The 16,093-nt window shown below is 59.3% G+C and carries 11 protein-coding genes, 1 tRNA gene and 1 pseudogene; 12 read left to right on the top strand and 1 reads right to left on the bottom strand.

Translation table 11 applies throughout. From position 1 onward, the window contains the following. The 3 genes from WCA53_RS18840 to WCA53_RS18830 form a co-directional block, all read left to right on the top strand. Positions 1–856: polyprenyl synthetase family protein (locus WCA53_RS18840; RefSeq protein WP_423913963.1), on the top strand; the 856-nt coding region annotated here is incomplete at its 5' end. A gap of 85 nt (positions 857–941) precedes the next feature. Next, positions 942–2,858, top strand: coding sequence for a 1-deoxy-D-xylulose-5-phosphate synthase (dxs, locus tag WCA53_RS18835; protein WP_423913960.1), 1,917 nt, complete (start codon positions 942–944; stop codon positions 2,856–2,858). Positions 2,859–2,981: 123 nt separating this feature from the next. Then, positions 2,982–3,617 (top strand): glutathione S-transferase family protein, encoded by a 636-nt coding sequence (locus WCA53_RS18830; protein WP_423913957.1) that lies wholly within the window; start codon positions 2,982–2,984, stop codon positions 3,615–3,617. On the opposite strand, the gene tsaD is transcribed toward WCA53_RS18830, so the two are convergent. Continuing rightward, on the bottom strand, positions 3,618–4,646 hold the full coding sequence (tsaD, locus tag WCA53_RS18825; protein ID WP_423913954.1) for a tRNA (adenosine(37)-N6)-threonylcarbamoyltransferase complex transferase subunit TsaD: 1,029 nt from the start codon (positions 4,644–4,646) through the stop codon (positions 3,618–3,620). 97 nt (positions 4,647–4,743) lie between these two features. Between tsaD and WCA53_RS18820 the strand changes: the two genes are divergently transcribed. The 9 genes and pseudogenes from WCA53_RS18820 to WCA53_RS18780 all read left to right on the top strand — a co-directional run bounded on the left by WCA53_RS18820 (position 4,744) and on the right by WCA53_RS18780 (position 15,615). Further along, positions 4,744–5,955: an NAD(P)/FAD-dependent oxidoreductase gene (locus tag WCA53_RS18820; RefSeq protein ID WP_423913951.1), complete on the top strand. Its 1,212-nt coding sequence runs from the start codon at positions 4,744–4,746 to the stop codon at positions 5,953–5,955. A gap of 408 nt (positions 5,956–6,363) precedes the next feature. Beyond that, on the top strand, positions 6,364–6,810 hold the full coding sequence (locus tag WCA53_RS18815; RefSeq protein WP_423913947.1) for a GatB/YqeY domain-containing protein: 447 nt from the start codon (positions 6,364–6,366) through the stop codon (positions 6,808–6,810). 30 nt (positions 6,811–6,840) lie between these two features. Next, positions 6,841–8,733, top strand: a complete 1,893-nt coding sequence (dnaG, locus tag WCA53_RS18810; RefSeq protein ID WP_423913943.1) for a DNA primase — start codon at positions 6,841–6,843, stop codon at positions 8,731–8,733. A 586-nt stretch (positions 8,734–9,319) separates the two neighbouring features. Beyond that, positions 9,320–11,392, top strand: a complete 2,073-nt coding sequence (gene rpoD, locus WCA53_RS18805; RefSeq protein WP_423913940.1) for an RNA polymerase sigma factor RpoD — start codon at positions 9,320–9,322, stop codon at positions 11,390–11,392. A 162-nt stretch (positions 11,393–11,554) separates the two neighbouring features. Continuing rightward, positions 11,555–11,631, top strand: a tRNA-Ile gene (locus tag WCA53_RS18800). Positions 11,632–12,000: 369 nt separating this feature from the next. Further along, positions 12,001–12,753, top strand: a complete 753-nt coding sequence (locus tag WCA53_RS18795; protein ID WP_423913938.1) for a phosphate/phosphite/phosphonate ABC transporter substrate-binding protein — start codon at positions 12,001–12,003, stop codon at positions 12,751–12,753. Positions 12,754–12,867: 114 nt separating this feature from the next. After that, positions 12,868–13,032: pseudogene (locus WCA53_RS18790) on the top strand (aldo/keto reductase); the annotation flags it as partial. Positions 13,033–13,045: 13 nt separating this feature from the next. Further along, entirely contained in the window at positions 13,046–13,393 is a 348-nt protein-coding gene (locus tag WCA53_RS18785) for an SRPBCC family protein (protein ID WP_423913936.1), read from the top strand. Positions 13,394–13,989: 596 nt separating this feature from the next. Further along, entirely contained in the window at positions 13,990–15,615 is a 1,626-nt protein-coding gene (locus WCA53_RS18780; RefSeq protein WP_423913934.1) for an NAD-dependent malic enzyme, read from the top strand. The last annotated feature ends 478 nt before the right edge of the window (positions 15,616–16,093 follow it).

Below are 16,093 nucleotides of genomic sequence, written 5' to 3'. Positions count from 1 at the left end.
TCTTGACCGCGTGGAAACGGCGCTGGAGCATTATTTGCCGGGAACGGAGATCGTGCCCGCCAAACTGCATGAAGCCATGCGCTACGCGGTGCTCGGCGGCGGCAAACGGGTTCGCCCGCTGTTGTGCCACGCAGCCGGCGAGCTGACCGGCGCCGGTTCGCAGCAACTGGAAGCGGCGAGCGCGGCGCTCGAGATGATTCATGTGTACTCGCTGGTGCATGATGACATGCCCGCCATGGACGACGACGCGTTGCGCCGTGGGAAACCGACTGTACACGTGCAATATGACGAAGCGACGGCATTGCTCGTCGGCGACGCGCTTCAATCGCAGGCTTTCGTGGCGCTGACGTCGAGTGACGCGCTGAGCGCGGTGCAGCAAGCGGCGCTCACGCGCGAACTGGCGTTGGCAAGCGGCTCGGTGGGCATGGCCGGCGGCCAGGCGATCGATCTTGAAAGTATTGGCCGGAAGTTGTCGCGGCCGGAACTGGAGACGATGCATCGGAAGAAGACGGGTGCCTTGCTGCGCGCGTCTGTCCGAATGGGCGCACTATGCGGCACGGCGCCGGACGCGGCGGCCATGAAGGCGCTGGACAGCTATGCGGCCGCGGTCGGGCTGGCGTTCCAGGTGGTTGACGACATTCTTGACGTCACCGCTGATTCGGCCACTCTTGGCAAGACCGCGGGTAAGGATGCGAAGGACGACAAGCCCACTTATGTGTCGATCATCGGACTCGATGCGTCGCGAGAACTGGCCGCCCAACTCGGCCGCGACGCCCATGCAGCGCTTGAGCCGTTCGGTGCGGCGGCAGGGCGGCTGGCCGAACTGGCCGACCTGGTCGTGAACCGGGTGCACTGAAACATACGATAAAACACGAATCCGGCGGACCGCGCGCCTCAATGCGACCGAACGGCTTTCGACAGCTTTCCTAATTGGACCGACGATGTACGACTTGCTGAAAACCATCGACGATCCGGCCGCCTTGCGCGCCCTGGACCGCCACGAACTGAAACCGCTTGCCGAAGAGCTGCGTGCCTACGTGCTCGACAGCGTGTCGCAGACGGGCGGACACTTATCGTCCAATCTCGGAACGGTCGAGTTGACGATCGCGTTGCATTACGTCTTCGACACACCGCACGACCGTATCGTCTGGGACGTGGGTCATCAGACTTATCCGCACAAGATCCTGACCGGCCGCCGCGAGCAGATGAAGACGCTGCGCCAGGCTGGCGGTATCTCGGGCTTCCCGCGCCGCAGCGAGTCGATCTACGACACCTTCGGTACCGCGCACTCGAGCACGTCGATTTCTGCTGCGCTCGGCATGGCGATCGCAAGCAAGCTGCAGGGCGACAACCGCTATTCGATCGCCGTGATCGGCGACGGCGCGATGACCGCCGGCATGGCCTTCGAAGCCATGAACAACGCGGGCGTGGCGGACGATGTACCGCTTCTCGTGATCCTGAACGACAACGACATGTCGATTTCGCCGCCCGTGGGCGCGTTGAATCGCCATCTGGCGCGCCTGATGTCGGGCCGTTTCTACGCCGCCGCGCGTGCCGGGGTGGAGCGCGTCCTGCGCGTAGCGCCTCCTATGCTCGACCTTGCCCGCAAGCTTGAAGAGCACGCGAAGGGCATGATCGTGCCGGCCACGCTGTTCGAAGAATTCGGCTTCAACTATATCGGTCCAATCGATGGTCACGATCTCGATTCGCTAATTCCCACGCTGCAAAACATCAAGGAATTGCGCGGGCCGCAGTTCCTTCACGTCGTGACCAAGAAGGGCCAGGGCTACAAGCTGGCGGAAGCCGATCCGGTTCTCTATCACGGTCCCGGCAAATTCAATCCGGCGGAGGGCATCAAGCCGTCGACGGCGCCATCGAAGAAAACTTACACGCACGTGTTCGGCGAATGGCTGTGCGACGCGGCCGAGCAGGACTCACGTGTGGTCGGCATCACGCCTGCCATGCGTGAAGGCTCCGGCATGGTCGAGTTCGAAAAGCGTTTCCCGGACCGTTACTTCGACGTCGGTATCGCCGAGCAGCACGCGGTGACGTTTGCCGGTGGCATGGCCGCCGATGGCATGCGCCCGGTCGTTGCGATCTACTCCACGTTCCTGCAGCGCGCTTACGATCAGTTGATCCACGATGTCGCGTTGCAGAACCTGCCGGTCGTGTTTGCGATCGATCGCGCGGGGCTGGTCGGTGCGGACGGTGCGACGCATGCCGGTAACTACGATCTCGCGTTCATGCGCTGCATCCCGAACATGACGGTGATGGCGGCGTCGGACGAAGACGAATGCCGTCAGATGCTCTACACGGGCCTGCAGCAACCGGGTCCGTCGGCGGTGCGCTATCCGCGTGGTGCGGGTACGGGTGTGAAAACTGTCAAGAAGATGACCGCGATTCCGCTAGGCAAGGGCGAAGTGCGGCGCGAGTCGTCGCTGAAAATGGGTTCGGGCAAGCGGATTGCCATTCTGGCATTCGGCACAATGGTCGCGCCTTCGCTGGCGGCGGCCGAAGAGTTGGACGCCACGGTGGCGAACATGCGCTTCGTCAAGCCTCTTGATGCAGAATTGGTGCGCGAACTGGCCGCCACGCATGACGCGCTCGTGACCGTGGAAGAGGGCGCGATCATGGGCGGCGCGGGTTCTGCCTGCGTGGAAAGCCTGATGGCGAGCGGCGTGATGAAACCGGTGCTGCAGCTTGGATTGCCTGATCGGTTTATTGATCATGGCGATCCCGTTAAGCTGCTCTCGGGCTGCGGTCTGGATGGCCCGGGTATTGCGCGGTCGATTCGCGAGCGGTTCCTGACGGACGTGACGACTGCCGCGGCGGGCAAGTTGACCAAGCGCGTCGCTTAAGCACTGGACCGGAAGTTTTGAAGCCAAAAAGCCGATCACGAAAGTGATCGGCTTTTTGGTTCTTGCAGCGCGTCATTTGGCTTAAACTTTTGCTCCCTTGCACCCATTGTCGGAGCGCGAATCTTGATCCTGATCGGCCAATACGATTCACCTTTCGTGCGACGCGTCGCCATCGCGATGTCCTTTTATGGCATTACGTTTGAACATCGCCCGTGGTCTGTTTTCCGCGATACCGCGAAGCTCGCGCCGTTCAACCCATTGACGCGCGTACCGACTCTGGTGCTCGATTCGGGGGAGACGGTGATTGAAAGTGCCTACATTCTCGACTACCTCGACGAACTAGCCGGCGCTGAAAACGCGTTGATCCCAGCCGCGGGCGCGGCGCGGCGCGAGGCGCTGAAGGTCTGCGCGCTTGCGTGCGGACTCGGCGATAAAGCCGTGTCCCTGGTGTACGAACGCTTGCTGCACAAGGAAAAATCGGAAGTCTGGATGAGCCGGTGCGCGACGCAGATGGACGCCGTGCTTGATGCACTCGAAACTGACCGGGCACAACGCGATGGGGCATTCTGGTTCGGCGACAAGATCGGGCACGCCGATATCGCCGTTGCGTGCGCCTTGCAATTTGCTCGCGAAGCGCATCCAAGCGTGTTCACCGCGCCGCGTTGGCCGGCGTTAATCGCTTATGCGGATAAATTCGAGGAGTTGCCCGAATTCAAGTCGTTCGTGCAAGTCTTCTCTCCGCCGCCGGAAAACAGCTGATCAAGCCGCCGCGAGCGACGTCAGGTCCCAGCGGGGCTTGACGGTGAACGCGTAGTCACGCACGGCCTGGTCGGGCCAGCGCGCAAGTCGCAACGCGCCTGCGAGGGCGATCATCGCGCCGTTATCGGTACATAACGACAAATCCGGGTAGTGGACCTCGAACCGACGCTTTTTAGCCGCCGCCGATAACGCCTCACGCAATTGCCGGTTCGCCCCGACGCCACCCGCCACGACCAGCCGGTTCAAGCCCGTACGCTTCAACGCAGCGATGGATTTCGTGGTCAACACGTCGACCGCGGCATCGACAAAACCGCGCGCCAGATCCGCTTTCGACTGCTCGCAGACGTTCGCGCCGAGCTTCCGGCTTTGCGTGAGGACAGCGGTTTTCAAGCCGCTGAAGCTGAAATCGAGGTCGCCGGAATGAATCATCGGACGGGGTAATTTAAACGCGCCCGGCGTGCCGAACTCTGCCATTCGAGACACTTCAGGGCCACCCGGATAGCCGAGGCCGAGGAGCTTGGCGGTTTTATCGAAGGCTTCGCCGGCGGCGTCGTCGAGCGTCTCGCCGAGCGTTTCATATTCGCCGACATCCGTCACGCGCATCAATTGCGTATGGCCGCCCGACACCAGCAGCGCGACGAACGGGAAGGGCGGCGGCGCGCTCACCAGCAGCGGGGAGAGCAAATGCCCTTCCAGATGATGGATGCCGACGGTCGGCAGATCCCACGCCATCGCAAGCGCATTTGCAATGCTCGCGCCCACGAGAAGCGCGCCGGCGAGGCCCGGACCCTGGGTGAACGCGATGGCGTCGATATCCGCGGGGAGGGTTCCGGCCTCGGCCATCACTTGTTCGAGCAGCGGCAGCGCCCGCCGGATGTGATCGCGTGACGCCAGTTCCGGCACCACGCCGCCATATTCCCGATGCATCGCAATCTGCGAATGCAGCGCGTGCGAGAGCAGGCCGCGCTCCGTGTCGTAGAGCGCCAGGCCGGTTTCATCGCACGAACTTTCGATGCCTAGGACGAGCATGGCAGGGTGTCTTGATAAACAAAAATTATAGCAGTCCGCGGAAGTGGACTCTTTGGCCTGGAGAACGCCCCAAAGGCTCCCGGTTACAATGCGCGCCATGGAAACTTTCGATATAGCCGTCATCGGCGCGGGCGCTGCAGGCATGATGAGCGCCGCCGTCGCGGCCCAAAACGGCCGGCGCGTGGTGCTGCTGGATCACGCCGAACGGCTCGCGGAAAAGATCCGCATCTCGGGCGGCGGCCGATGCAATTTCACCAATATCAATGCCGGTCCGGCCAATTTCTTGTCGGCGAATTCGCATTTTTGCCGTTCGGCGCTCGCACGCTATACCCCGCAGGATTTCCTCGCGCTGCTCAAGCGGCATCGCGTGGCCTGGCACGAGAAACACAAAGGCCAGCTTTTCTGCGACGACTCCAGCGAATCGATCATCCAGCTCCTCAAGAGCGAATGTGACTCGGGTGGCGTAACGTGGCGCCGTCCCGTTACGGTCGCCTCAACCAGCCACGACGGGGCGCGCTTCACGCTCGAAACCAGCGCCGGCACGATCACGTGCGCCGCCGTGGTCGTGGCCACCGGCGGTCTTTCGATCCCCAAGATCGGCGCAACGGATTTTGCGTATCGGCTGGCGAAGCAGTTTGGCCACAAACTCGTCGATACCCGTCCGGCACTGGTTCCTTTGACATTTTCCTCCGACGATTGGGCGCCGTTCGCGGCCCTGTCGGGTTTGTCGGTGGAAGTGGCGTTGAGCGCGGGCAAGGGCCGCGCACGCGGCGAGTTCGCCGAGGACCTCCTATTGACGCATCGCGGCTTGTCGGGCCCCGGCGTGTTGCAAATCTCGACCTACTGGAATCCGTCGGAGGCGATCTCCATCGATTTGTTGCCGGGCGTCGACGCTGTCGCTGAATTTCTCGCGGCCAAGGCGGGATCGCGCAAGCAGATTGGCAATTTTCTCGGCGAACGTGTGCCGGCGCGGCTCGCGCAAACCTGGCTGGACGTGCAGCGCATTTCCGCGGACGCGCGTCTGGCCGATCTTCCGGATAAAACCCTGCGCCAGATCGGCGAATCGCTATCGAACTGGACGCTCACACCGAATGGTACCGAGGGTTATAGGAAGGCCGAAGTCACGCGTGGCGGCGTGGACACGCGCGAGCTTTCATCGACCACGATGATGAGTGCGCGCGTAGCCGGCCTGTACTTCATCGGCGAGGCGGTCGACGTCACCGGCTGGCTCGGTGGATACAACTTTCAATGGGCGTGGGCGTCGGGCGTGGCGGCCGGAAAAGCGGCGGCTGAGTTCGTCGCTGCGTAGCCCGCAAAGGCTTTGCCAGTATGGCTTTTGCGCTTTTTGCGCCGTCCCGGTAGCGCGCGGCGCCGACTCGAATTTCCATATTTGACCTGCTATACTGCTGCATCGCGGCGACGGTATACAGGTGGCATGAGAGGCCGTACAAGTCGCTCGCAAAACGAACGCAGCGGGCTGTTTTTTTGCCGACTTCTTGCCGACTGTACTCGGTGTGATTCAGCATCCGGCACCTGATCATGATCCCGCTTGAGGAAACGTCCGCAAGCGGGTTTTTGCTTTAGCGCTGGTAAGAATCTGGATCGATTAGTCAGTATCCAGTATCGAGTCGAGCAGTCACGAATCGAGCATCAAGTTGAAGTCCGGCCGGCCGTCGTTTGTATTCTCCACACACAGCATCAGCAGGGCAGCCAAGCAATGAGCCTCAAAGACCAGATCACCGAAGACATGAAAACCGCCATGCGTGCTCGCGAAACCGATCGCCTCGGCACCATTCGGCTATTGCTCGCAGCGATCAAGCAGCGTGAAGTGGACGAGCGCGTGACGCTGGACGACGCAGCGATCACGGCGATCATCGACAAGATGATCAAGCAGCGCAAGGATTCGATCAGCCAGTTTCAGGCGGCGCAGCGCGACGATCTCGTGGCGAAGGAAAACGCCGAATTGGGTGTGCTTGGCGGCTATATGCCCGAGCAATTGTCCGACGAGGCGGTCGCAGTTGAAGTCCAGGCGGCAATCGAGGCAACCGGGGCGGCCGGACCGCAAGACATGGGTAAGGTAATGGGTGTCCTGAAGCCGAAACTGGCGGGACGTGTGGATATGACCGTCGTGTCGGGGTTGGTGAAAGCGGCGCTCGCCAAATAAAAACGCTCAAAAGCATAGAAGCCGCGATTCGTGATTCCGCATTCGTTTCTCCAGGACTTGCTGAACCGCGTCGATATCGTCGACGTGGTGGGTCGTTTCGTCCAGTTGAAGAAGGGCGGCGCGAATTTCATGGGGCTTTGTCCGTTCCATAACGAAAAAAGCCCATCGTTCACGGTCAGCCCCACAAAACAGTTCTATCACTGCTTCGGTTGCGGCGCGCACGGCACGGCCATCAGCTTTCTCATGGAGCACACGGCGCTTACGTTCCCGGAAGCTGTGAAGGAGTTGGCCCAGTCCGCTGGCTTGACCGTACCGCAGGAGCCGTCCATGCGCGGCGGGATGGGTGGCTCGGGCGCATCGGGTGAAGGCTACGCGCCGGCCGTCAGCAAGTCGGTCAGCGTCGCGTTGATCGAAGTGATGCAAACCGCCTGCGATTTTTATCGCAAGCAGCTTCGGGCGGCGCCGAAGGCTATCGAATACCTCAAGAAGCGCGGCTTGACGGGCGAGATTGCATCGCGCTTCGGACTAGGCTATGCGCCGGAAGGCTGGCAAAGCCTGGAAAGCGCATTTCCTGACTACAAGAACGACAATCTTGTGGAATCCGGTCTCGTGATTGTCAGCGAAAAGAGCGACAACCAGGGCCAATCCCGTCGATACGACCGCTTCCGCGAACGTGTGATGTTTCCCATTCGCAATGTGAAGGGCAATGTGATCGGCTTCGGCGGCCGTGTGCTAGACGGCGGCGAGCCGAAATACCTGAATTCGCCCGAAACGCCGTTGTTTAGCAAGGGCAGCGAGCTGTATGGACTGTTCGAGGCGCGGCTCGCCATTCGTGAACTCGGGTACGCGCTGGTCGTCGAAGGGTATATGGACGTAGTAGCACTGGCGCAACTCGGCTTCGCGAATGCGGTCGCCACGCTTGGCACGGCTTGCACCGCGGTTCACGTCCAGAAGCTGTTTCGCCAGACGGATACAGTCGTGTTCAGTTTCGACGGCGATTCGGCCGGCCGCCGTGCCGCGCGCCGCGCGCTCGACGCCTGTCTGCCGCACGCCGCCGACAATCGCACCATCCGCTTTCTGTTCCTGCCGAAAGAGCACGATCCGGATAGCTACGTGCGCGAGTTCGGCACCGACGGCTTCGGCAACGAGGTCGATCACGCCATGCCGCTTTCGCAGTTCCTGTTGAACGAGGTCCTGAACGACAAGGAGCTCGATCAGCCGGAAGGCCGCGCGAAGGCGCTCTTCGACGCGAAGCCCCTGCTCCAGGCCCTGCCGGCCAATGCGTTGCGCGTTCAGATCCTGCACATGCTGGCCGATCGGCTGAATACGCCGTTTGGCGAAATCGCGGCATTGTGCGACATCGATTCCCGCGCGGCGGCCGTTGCACGCGCCGCGGTGCCAAAGAGCGAGCGGCGCCGGGTCAAGGGCCACGAACAGCGCGCGTTGCGCAACCTGGTCATGTATCCGGCCATTTTCGCTACGCTCGATCACGACAGCGAGCAAACCCTCGTGACCATGACGGAGCACGGCGAACTGTTCAGTGAAGTCATCGGTCATGCGCGGGCGTTGGGCGAGAGCGCGGAATTCCAGATGTTGTCCGATCTATTGCGCAACGCTGCAAACGCCCCGACTTACGAGGATATCTTCCAGGAAATTCTCGCCTATGATGAAAATGTACGTGACTTGCTGATGCGCGATCCCGCCGATGAAGCCGCAACCGAGCGCGTGCTGGAGCAGAAGAAGTTGCTTGCAGAGGAACTGCAGGCGACGGTTGTCAAACTGCGCCACGACAGCTATCGGAATCGGCTGGACCAATTGGCGCAGCAGTCAAGTCTGACTGCGGAAGAAATTGCGGAATTTTCGGATTTATCGGTTAAAGCTGCTCAGATAAAGGCGGCAAGAGGGGCAAGTCGGGATATTTGAGACTTGCGTGCTACAATTAAGGATTTTAAGCAAGTTGTTTTTTGGATATTTGCACTTATTTGCTGAAAGATTTGCTGGAACGCTGAAAAATCGAGACATGCATGGTAAAAACTGCTAGCGGGAAGACATGCGATGACACGCGGCTCGGACGGGCCAACGGGCAATGGCCCGCAGTCTGACAGCTTCTTCCCCCGGAGCACGGAAACACGAATAAGCGGAAAAAGGTCGGGGCCAGGCGATGACTGCTACCTCGTCTGGCGCGCGTAAAAGGGCTTCGGTTGCATCGGAGGTAAATGCGGGTTCAGCAGGTTGGGCAAGCTCGTCGGGTTCGGCCGGCGGGTCGGCCAGAAAGCGGGCGAGTGCAAAGGAAGCGGCTGCCACAAGCGGGCCGGGTGTGCAACACGAAGCAAGAGCCGAAACAGGCTTGGGCGTTCGCAACGTGCGGTGCGTTCCGGAGCAGGACTCCGGGCGGCAGGTTGCCCGGGGGGCGCGGGACAAGGCAGCGCGCGCAAATCCAGTATCCACGGTTCCATCGGCTGTCGTCCAGCAGCCGTGAGTCGAGACTAAAGCCGGTACGGCAAACTCCATGACGAAAAAGCTGAACGAAGTACCCGTCGATGACGATGCAACGCAGAACGTGCAAGCCGCCTCGGCCGCTCCGGCCGCTGCGGACCCGGTAGCCGCGCCTCCGGCAAAGGTCGAAAAGGTCAAGGCTCGCGACCGTCGTGCGAAGGAAAAAGCATTACTGAAGGATGCGTTTGCGTCCACGGCGCCCGGTACGGCCGAGGAACTCGAGGAGCGGCGCGCGAAGCTGCGCGCGCTGATCAAGCTCGGCAAGGAACGCGGTTTCCTGACCTACGCTGAAATCAACGATCACCTGCCCGACAACTTTGCTGAAACCGAAGCGATCGAAGGCATCATCAGCACATTCAACGACATGGGCGTGGCGGTGTACGAGCAGGCGCCCGACGCCGAAACGCTGTTGCTCAACGACAACGCGCCGGCGGCATCGTCGGATGATGAAGTCGAGGAGGAAGCTGAAGTTGCGCTCTCCACCGTGGATTCCGAATTCGGCCGGACAACGGACCCCGTGCGCATGTACATGCGCGAGATGGGTACGGTCGAACTGCTGACGCGCGAAGGCGAAATCGAGATTGCGAAGCGCATTGAGGACGGCCTGAAGCACATGGTCATGGCCATCTCCGCTTGCCCGACAACTATTGCCGACATCCTCGCGATGGCCGAGCGCGTGCAGAACGAAGAAACGCGCGTGGATGAACTCGTCGACGGCCTGATCGATCCGAACGCCGCGGATGTCGACGGTTTCTCCGAGCAGGAAGCTGAAGCCATCGAAAGCGAAGAGGAAGAGGTCGAGGAGCCGAACGAGGACGAGGAAGAGGTCGACGAAACTACGGCTCAGGCCAACGCGAACGCGGCTCAACTCGAAGCGCTCAAGCGCGCGGCGCTTGAAAAATTCTCGTTGATCAGCGAGTGGTTCGACAAGATGCGTCGCGCGTATGAGAAGGAAGGTTATAAGTCGAAGGCGTACCTGAGGGCGCAGGAAGCCATTCAAACCGAACTGATGACCATCCGCTTCACCGCACGGACGGTCGAGCGCCTGTGCGACACGCTGCGGGCGCAAGTTGATGAAGTACGTCAGGTGGAGCGCCAGATCCTGCATACGGTCGTCGATAAATGCGGCATGCCGCGTGCCGAATTCATTGCGCGTTTCCCGGGCAGCGAGACGGATCTGGAATGGTCGGAGAAAGTGGTCGCGGAGAATCACGGCTACAGCGTGATTCTGGCTCGCAACGTGCCGGCGATTCGCGAGCAGCAGCAGCGTTTGCTCGACTTGCAGGCGCGCGTGGTGTTGCCGTTGAAGGACCTGAAGGAAACCAATCGCCAGATGGCGGCGGGTGAATTGAAGGCGCGTCAGGCGAAGCGCGAAATGACGGAAGCGAACTTGCGTCTCGTGATTTCGATTGCGAAGAAGTACACGAACCGTGGCCTGCAATTCCTCGATTTGATCCAGGAAGGCAACATTGGCTTGATGAAGGCGGTGGATAAGTTCGAGTATCGCCGTGGCTACAAGTTTTCGACCTACGCCACGTGGTGGATTCGCCAGGCCATCACGCGTTCGATCGCCGACCAGGCGCGTACCATCCGGATTCCGGTTCACATGATCGAAACGATCAACAAGATGAACCGTATTTCGCGGCAGATCCTGCAGGAAACCGGTCTTGAGCCGGATCCGGCTACGCTAGCCGAAAAGATGGAGATGCCGGAAGACAAGATCCGCAAGATCATGAAGATCGCGAAGGAGCCGATCTCCATGGAAACGCCGATCGGTGACGACGACGATTCGCACCTTGGCGACTTTATCGAAGATACGAATACGGTGGCTCCGGCCGACGCCGCGTTGCACGCCAGCATGCGCGACGTCGTGAAGGACGTGCTCGACTCGCTGACACCGCGTGAAGCCAAAGTGCTGCGCATGCGCTTCGGTATTGAAATGAGCACGGATCACACGCTTGAAGAAGTCGGCAAGCAGTTCGACGTGACACGCGAGCGGATTCGCCAGATCGAAGCCAAGGCGTTGCGCAAGCTCCGCCATCCAAGCCGTTCGGACAAGCTGAAGTCGTTCCTCGAAGGGAACTGAACGGCAGGGTGCGCGAGTGTAAATCCGAGCGCGGCGGGCTGAATCTAGCCCGCCGCGCTTGTTTTGATCGCCGTTTCAAGGCAAACTCGCAGACCTTCGCGAGTGCGTGCGAATCACTTTGACGCGCACCGCAGGCAGTCGCCAGATTGCCTTTTGTAGAAAGGGCCGGAAGCTTAATTGGTATAAGCTGTCGACTCATAATCGACCGATAGTGGGTTCGAATCCCACCCGGCCCACCAAATTTCACAGTATTAACAGCTACTTAGGCGAAGATTCTTTCTTTTGGGGACTGACGGGGGACAATAACGAATCCTCTAGGCGCGCCATCTCCATATCGTTTTGGCCGCCGTCCAGCCACTTCGCGTAAGTCCTTAAGAAAACTTCGTAGCGTCGCATCGCGACAACGCTCACTTCCAAAACTACCTCTCGCGGATCAACGGCCTCGCCGAGCGGACCGTCGCTACTGTGCGCGCCGTCGACGTGGCTGACAGCGCCGACGCGCCATCCAACCGGCCTTTGTTTTGAGCTGGCCTCAAGGAACAATGGCACGACGACAATCCCTGAGTTACATGTAAGTCCTATGTCGTCACATAGAGAAGGTGATAACCATGGCACAGCAGAATCTGACGTTTCTTCTGAACAAGAATCTGGATTTTCCCGTAACGGATGAACCTTGGACAAGCATCTTCTCGGAGGCAGGCATTAGCGCCGAGGCGACGACGGACCTTCGAAAGATGAACCAGATGATCGAGGAGGGCGGCCCAAACATGGCCTATGTTCCGGGGGCGGGTTTCTGCGTGATGATGAGAAAGGGTAACCCGCACTATCGCGGCCTCGCCATCGCAACGTCGAAGTTCTCCGGCCAACCCGCTCAACGCACCCTCCTTGTGGTTCGTCAAGACGATCAGGCGAGCAGCCTCGACGATCTTGAAGGATCGATGTATGGGTATCTAAACAGGTCCTGTTCATCCAGTTTTTTTCCGCCCGCAATCATGCTTCATGAGAAAGGGAAGAAGCTTGAAACGTTCTTCGAACTCAAGCAGGTTGCCGGATGGCAGGACCGGGTGGACGCTGTTGTGGCGAAGTCTGTCCGCGCAACGATGATTCTGGAAGACGTATGGAAGATGACGCCCGAGAACGCGCAGATGACGAAGGTCATTGGTAAATATGACTCTTGCGTGCCCGCGGTCCTCATCGTGCGCAAGGATCTCAGTCCGGAAGTAGTGACAATATTTCGAGAACATCTCTTGAGCTACATGCCGGACTGGAAAAACGTCTACGGGGCGTTTCGTCCATTTTACTTCGCTGATATCCAGACCTTTTACCACCAACTCTGCCAACTGCCGGAAGATGAGGTCTGACTCGTTCCGATATGACGCGAAGTTCGATGATGCGATGTCTTGGGAGGATCGGAAACTTGTGCCAACTCGGATACGGACCAGGCAATTTACAAGACTTCACTATCTTTAACGCGGTTGGCGCACCCGGCCGCCGTTGCCGTGATCCCCGGGGCGAGCAAACCCGAGCGCATCAAGGAAGACCGTGGCGCGCTCACGCTGATGGTCCCTGCCGACTTCTGGCGGGACTTGCGCGGGGACGGTTTAGTCGCCCCGAACGCACCTCTGCCCATTGACTACTGATCAAGGGGAAGTCATGGCAAAGGCCGCAGCAAACATCGAGCTTCCCGTTTTGGCCGCCGATGCGTGGGTACTGATCGGCGGATCATTGCCGGATTGGTTTCCCTACGTCAGGAAGTCCGACTTGAGCGAAGGTGGGCGGCTGCGTGGCCTGGTGGGTCCCGATGGCGCGACGATCGTCGAATGTCTTTTCGCCTTCGATCAAGCGGGGCGCAGCTACACGTACTCGATCCTTCACGCGTCCTTCCCGGTCTTTTTAGGCTCGACATTTAGAATACCTAAAGGATTATCCAATAACTTAGTTCGTTGCGAACATACAGGAATTTCAGTGAAGACACCCGAGACCAGATGCGCAGTGACATGAGCTATCAAGGGTAACAACACAGTGCCACCGATACGACAGCCGCTGGCCTGTGATAAGTCGCGCATCTCGTGACCAAATTCGTTTCGGTTGGCCAAGCATAGGCGATTTTAGGGGCGCGGAGTTGAGTCTCGTGCGCACCCCTCCGGCATGTCGACTGGCACGCACAAATCACCGAAGAGTATGCATAGTTGTACAGAAAAAGGGGGGCGGACGAGTGCGTTGGATGTCGGCAAAATGATTCGTCGATCGATGACCCAAGCCGAAATTCGGAACGCGTTTGCGGACCAGACGGGTCAGCGGCCAGGGGTCATAGCAACTCGCGTAGACCAAGCGAACTACCTGACAATAAGTCTTACTCAAGGGGTGCCCGATGAGTTGCAGCCTATATGCTTTTCACGTAGGCTTGGCTGTGACGAGCGGCAGGACAAAGCAGACGCAGACGCCAGAGCTTTGAAGCCGCATACACTGTCGGCGGTTTCGCCGTTGTGACAAAACAGGGCTTGACCACCGGATCTGGGCGTCGCTTGCCAGGCACCGCATTTATTCGCCCTTCAATGCAATGTGTCCTCACCTGATCAGAAAAAGGGGAGTAACCCATGTCCACGTCACCGTCCGGCTACAGTCTCATCCACAATCCCCGCCTCAATCACGGGTCGGCGTTCACGCAAGACGAGCGCGAAAAACATCACATCGAAGGACTTCTGCCGCCGGGCGTGAGCACACTGGAACTCCAGGTCGCGCGTACGCATGCCGAGCTTTCTCATCTTGATAGCGATCTACAAAAGTACCTGCTTCTGTCCGACCTCCAGGCTCGCAACGAGACGCTTTTCTACGCGGTGCTGATGTCGGATCCGGCGACGTTCATGCCAATCGTCTATACGCCGACGGTGGGCGAAGCGTGCCAGAAATTCGACCACATATTCCGCGCAACTCGCGGCCTTTACATTCCGATCAGCGCGCGCGGCCGCGTGAAGGCCCTGCTGGCCAACTGGCCGGAAAAGGATGTCCGGTTCATCGTGGTAACGGACGGAGAACGCATTCTTGGGCTTGGTGATCTCGGCGTGGGCGGCATGGGTATCCCCATTGGCAAGCTTTCGTTGTACACCGCCTGCGCCGGCGTGCCGCCAGCGCACTGTCTGCCTGTGATGCTCGATGTTGGCACGAACAATGCCACGTTGATCGACGACCCGCTCTATCTTGGGTTCCGTCAAGACCGAGTGCGTGGTGACGAATATCACGCATTCGTCGACGAATTTGTAGCCGCCGTGCAGGAAGCATATCCGAAGTGTTGCATCCAGTGGGAAGACTTCGCCAACTTCAATGCAGTGCCGCTGCTCGCGCGCTTCAAGGAGAAAATATGCACCTATAACGATGACATCCAGGGCACCGCCGCCGTCGCGCTGGCGGGCATCTACGCTGCGCTGCGCATCTCGAAGAAAAAACTAACTGAGCAGCGTTTCCTATTCCTGGGAGGCGGTTCGGCGGCAACGGGCATCGCGGAATTGATCAGCCAAGCCATGGCGCTCGAAGGGATCGATATCGATACCGCCCGCAAGCGGAATAACCTGTTCGATATCAATGGACTGATGGTCAAATCACGCACCGATCTCGCGGATTTTCAAAAGGTCTTTGCCATTGATCATGATCCGGTCAGTTCGTTCGCCGATGCCGTCAAAGCGCTGAAGCCTACGGGCATCATTGGTGTCAGTACGGTGCCCAAGCTCTTCACCCAGGAGGTGATCGAAGCCATAAGCGCGATCAACGAGCGCCCGATTATTTTCCCATATTCGAATCCCACGTCGCGGTCGGAGTGCACGGCGGACGAGGCCTACCGATGGTCCAAGGGCAAAGCGATCTTCGCGAGTGGAAGCCCGTTCCCGCCCGTCGAGATTGAAGGGCGAACGTTCGTTCCCGGGCAAGGCAACAACGTCTATATTTTCCCCGCGATGGGTATGGCCGTGTTCGCTACGCAGGCGTCTCGCGTGACGGACGCAATGTTTATCATCGCGGCCAAGGCAGTCGCTGAGCAGGTCAGCGACGAAAGCCTCGAGAAAGGCTTGATCTATCCGCCGCAAAGCAAGATTTATGAGGCATCAATGCATGTGGCAGCTTCGGTGGCGAAATACATTTTCGAGCATGGGCTTGCGCGCATCGAAACGCCCGGCAACCTGATAGAGCACATCAAGTCGGTAGCTTATTCAGCGACCTACTCTACGACGTGATACGTAAGAGTCGATCTTACGGCAGCGGCGTCTGAATTTACGACGAAAGGTGATGCACATCAACCGCGGTGAGTGAAAGGATCGGGCACAAACTTGATACGTTTAAGTATTCACCGCTGCTGCCGAATTGCGCCACACTGATCTCATTACAAGCGCCTGGGTATCACTAGTAGTGAGACGTGAGGTTAGCCGCCTGATGGCTATGGCGCACCCTATGCGCTTACTTACTCATTCTAACGAGAACACCTGTCTTAGCTCTGTTGAGACTCATGGATGACGCGACTAGAACGAATGCAGACCCTTCTTCACTCGCTGATGTCTGGACAACGATACTCGAATCGAGCGGAGGAAGCGCATCGATTGCAAGTGTTGTTACTGCACGGCAGACCCGGTCATGGCTTGGAGCGCTCCCAATTTCCGCATTTCATGATCAAAATTGTAACCGGCCGAACCGCAAAGGTCATAAGGAAAACGAATG

The sequence above is a fragment of the Caballeronia sp. genome (assembly GCF_049581465.1).
Lineage (GTDB): Bacteria > Pseudomonadota > Gammaproteobacteria > Burkholderiales > Burkholderiaceae > Caballeronia.
Note: the sequence above shows the minus strand (reverse complement) of the source record. Positions and strands in the feature narration are given on the sequence as shown.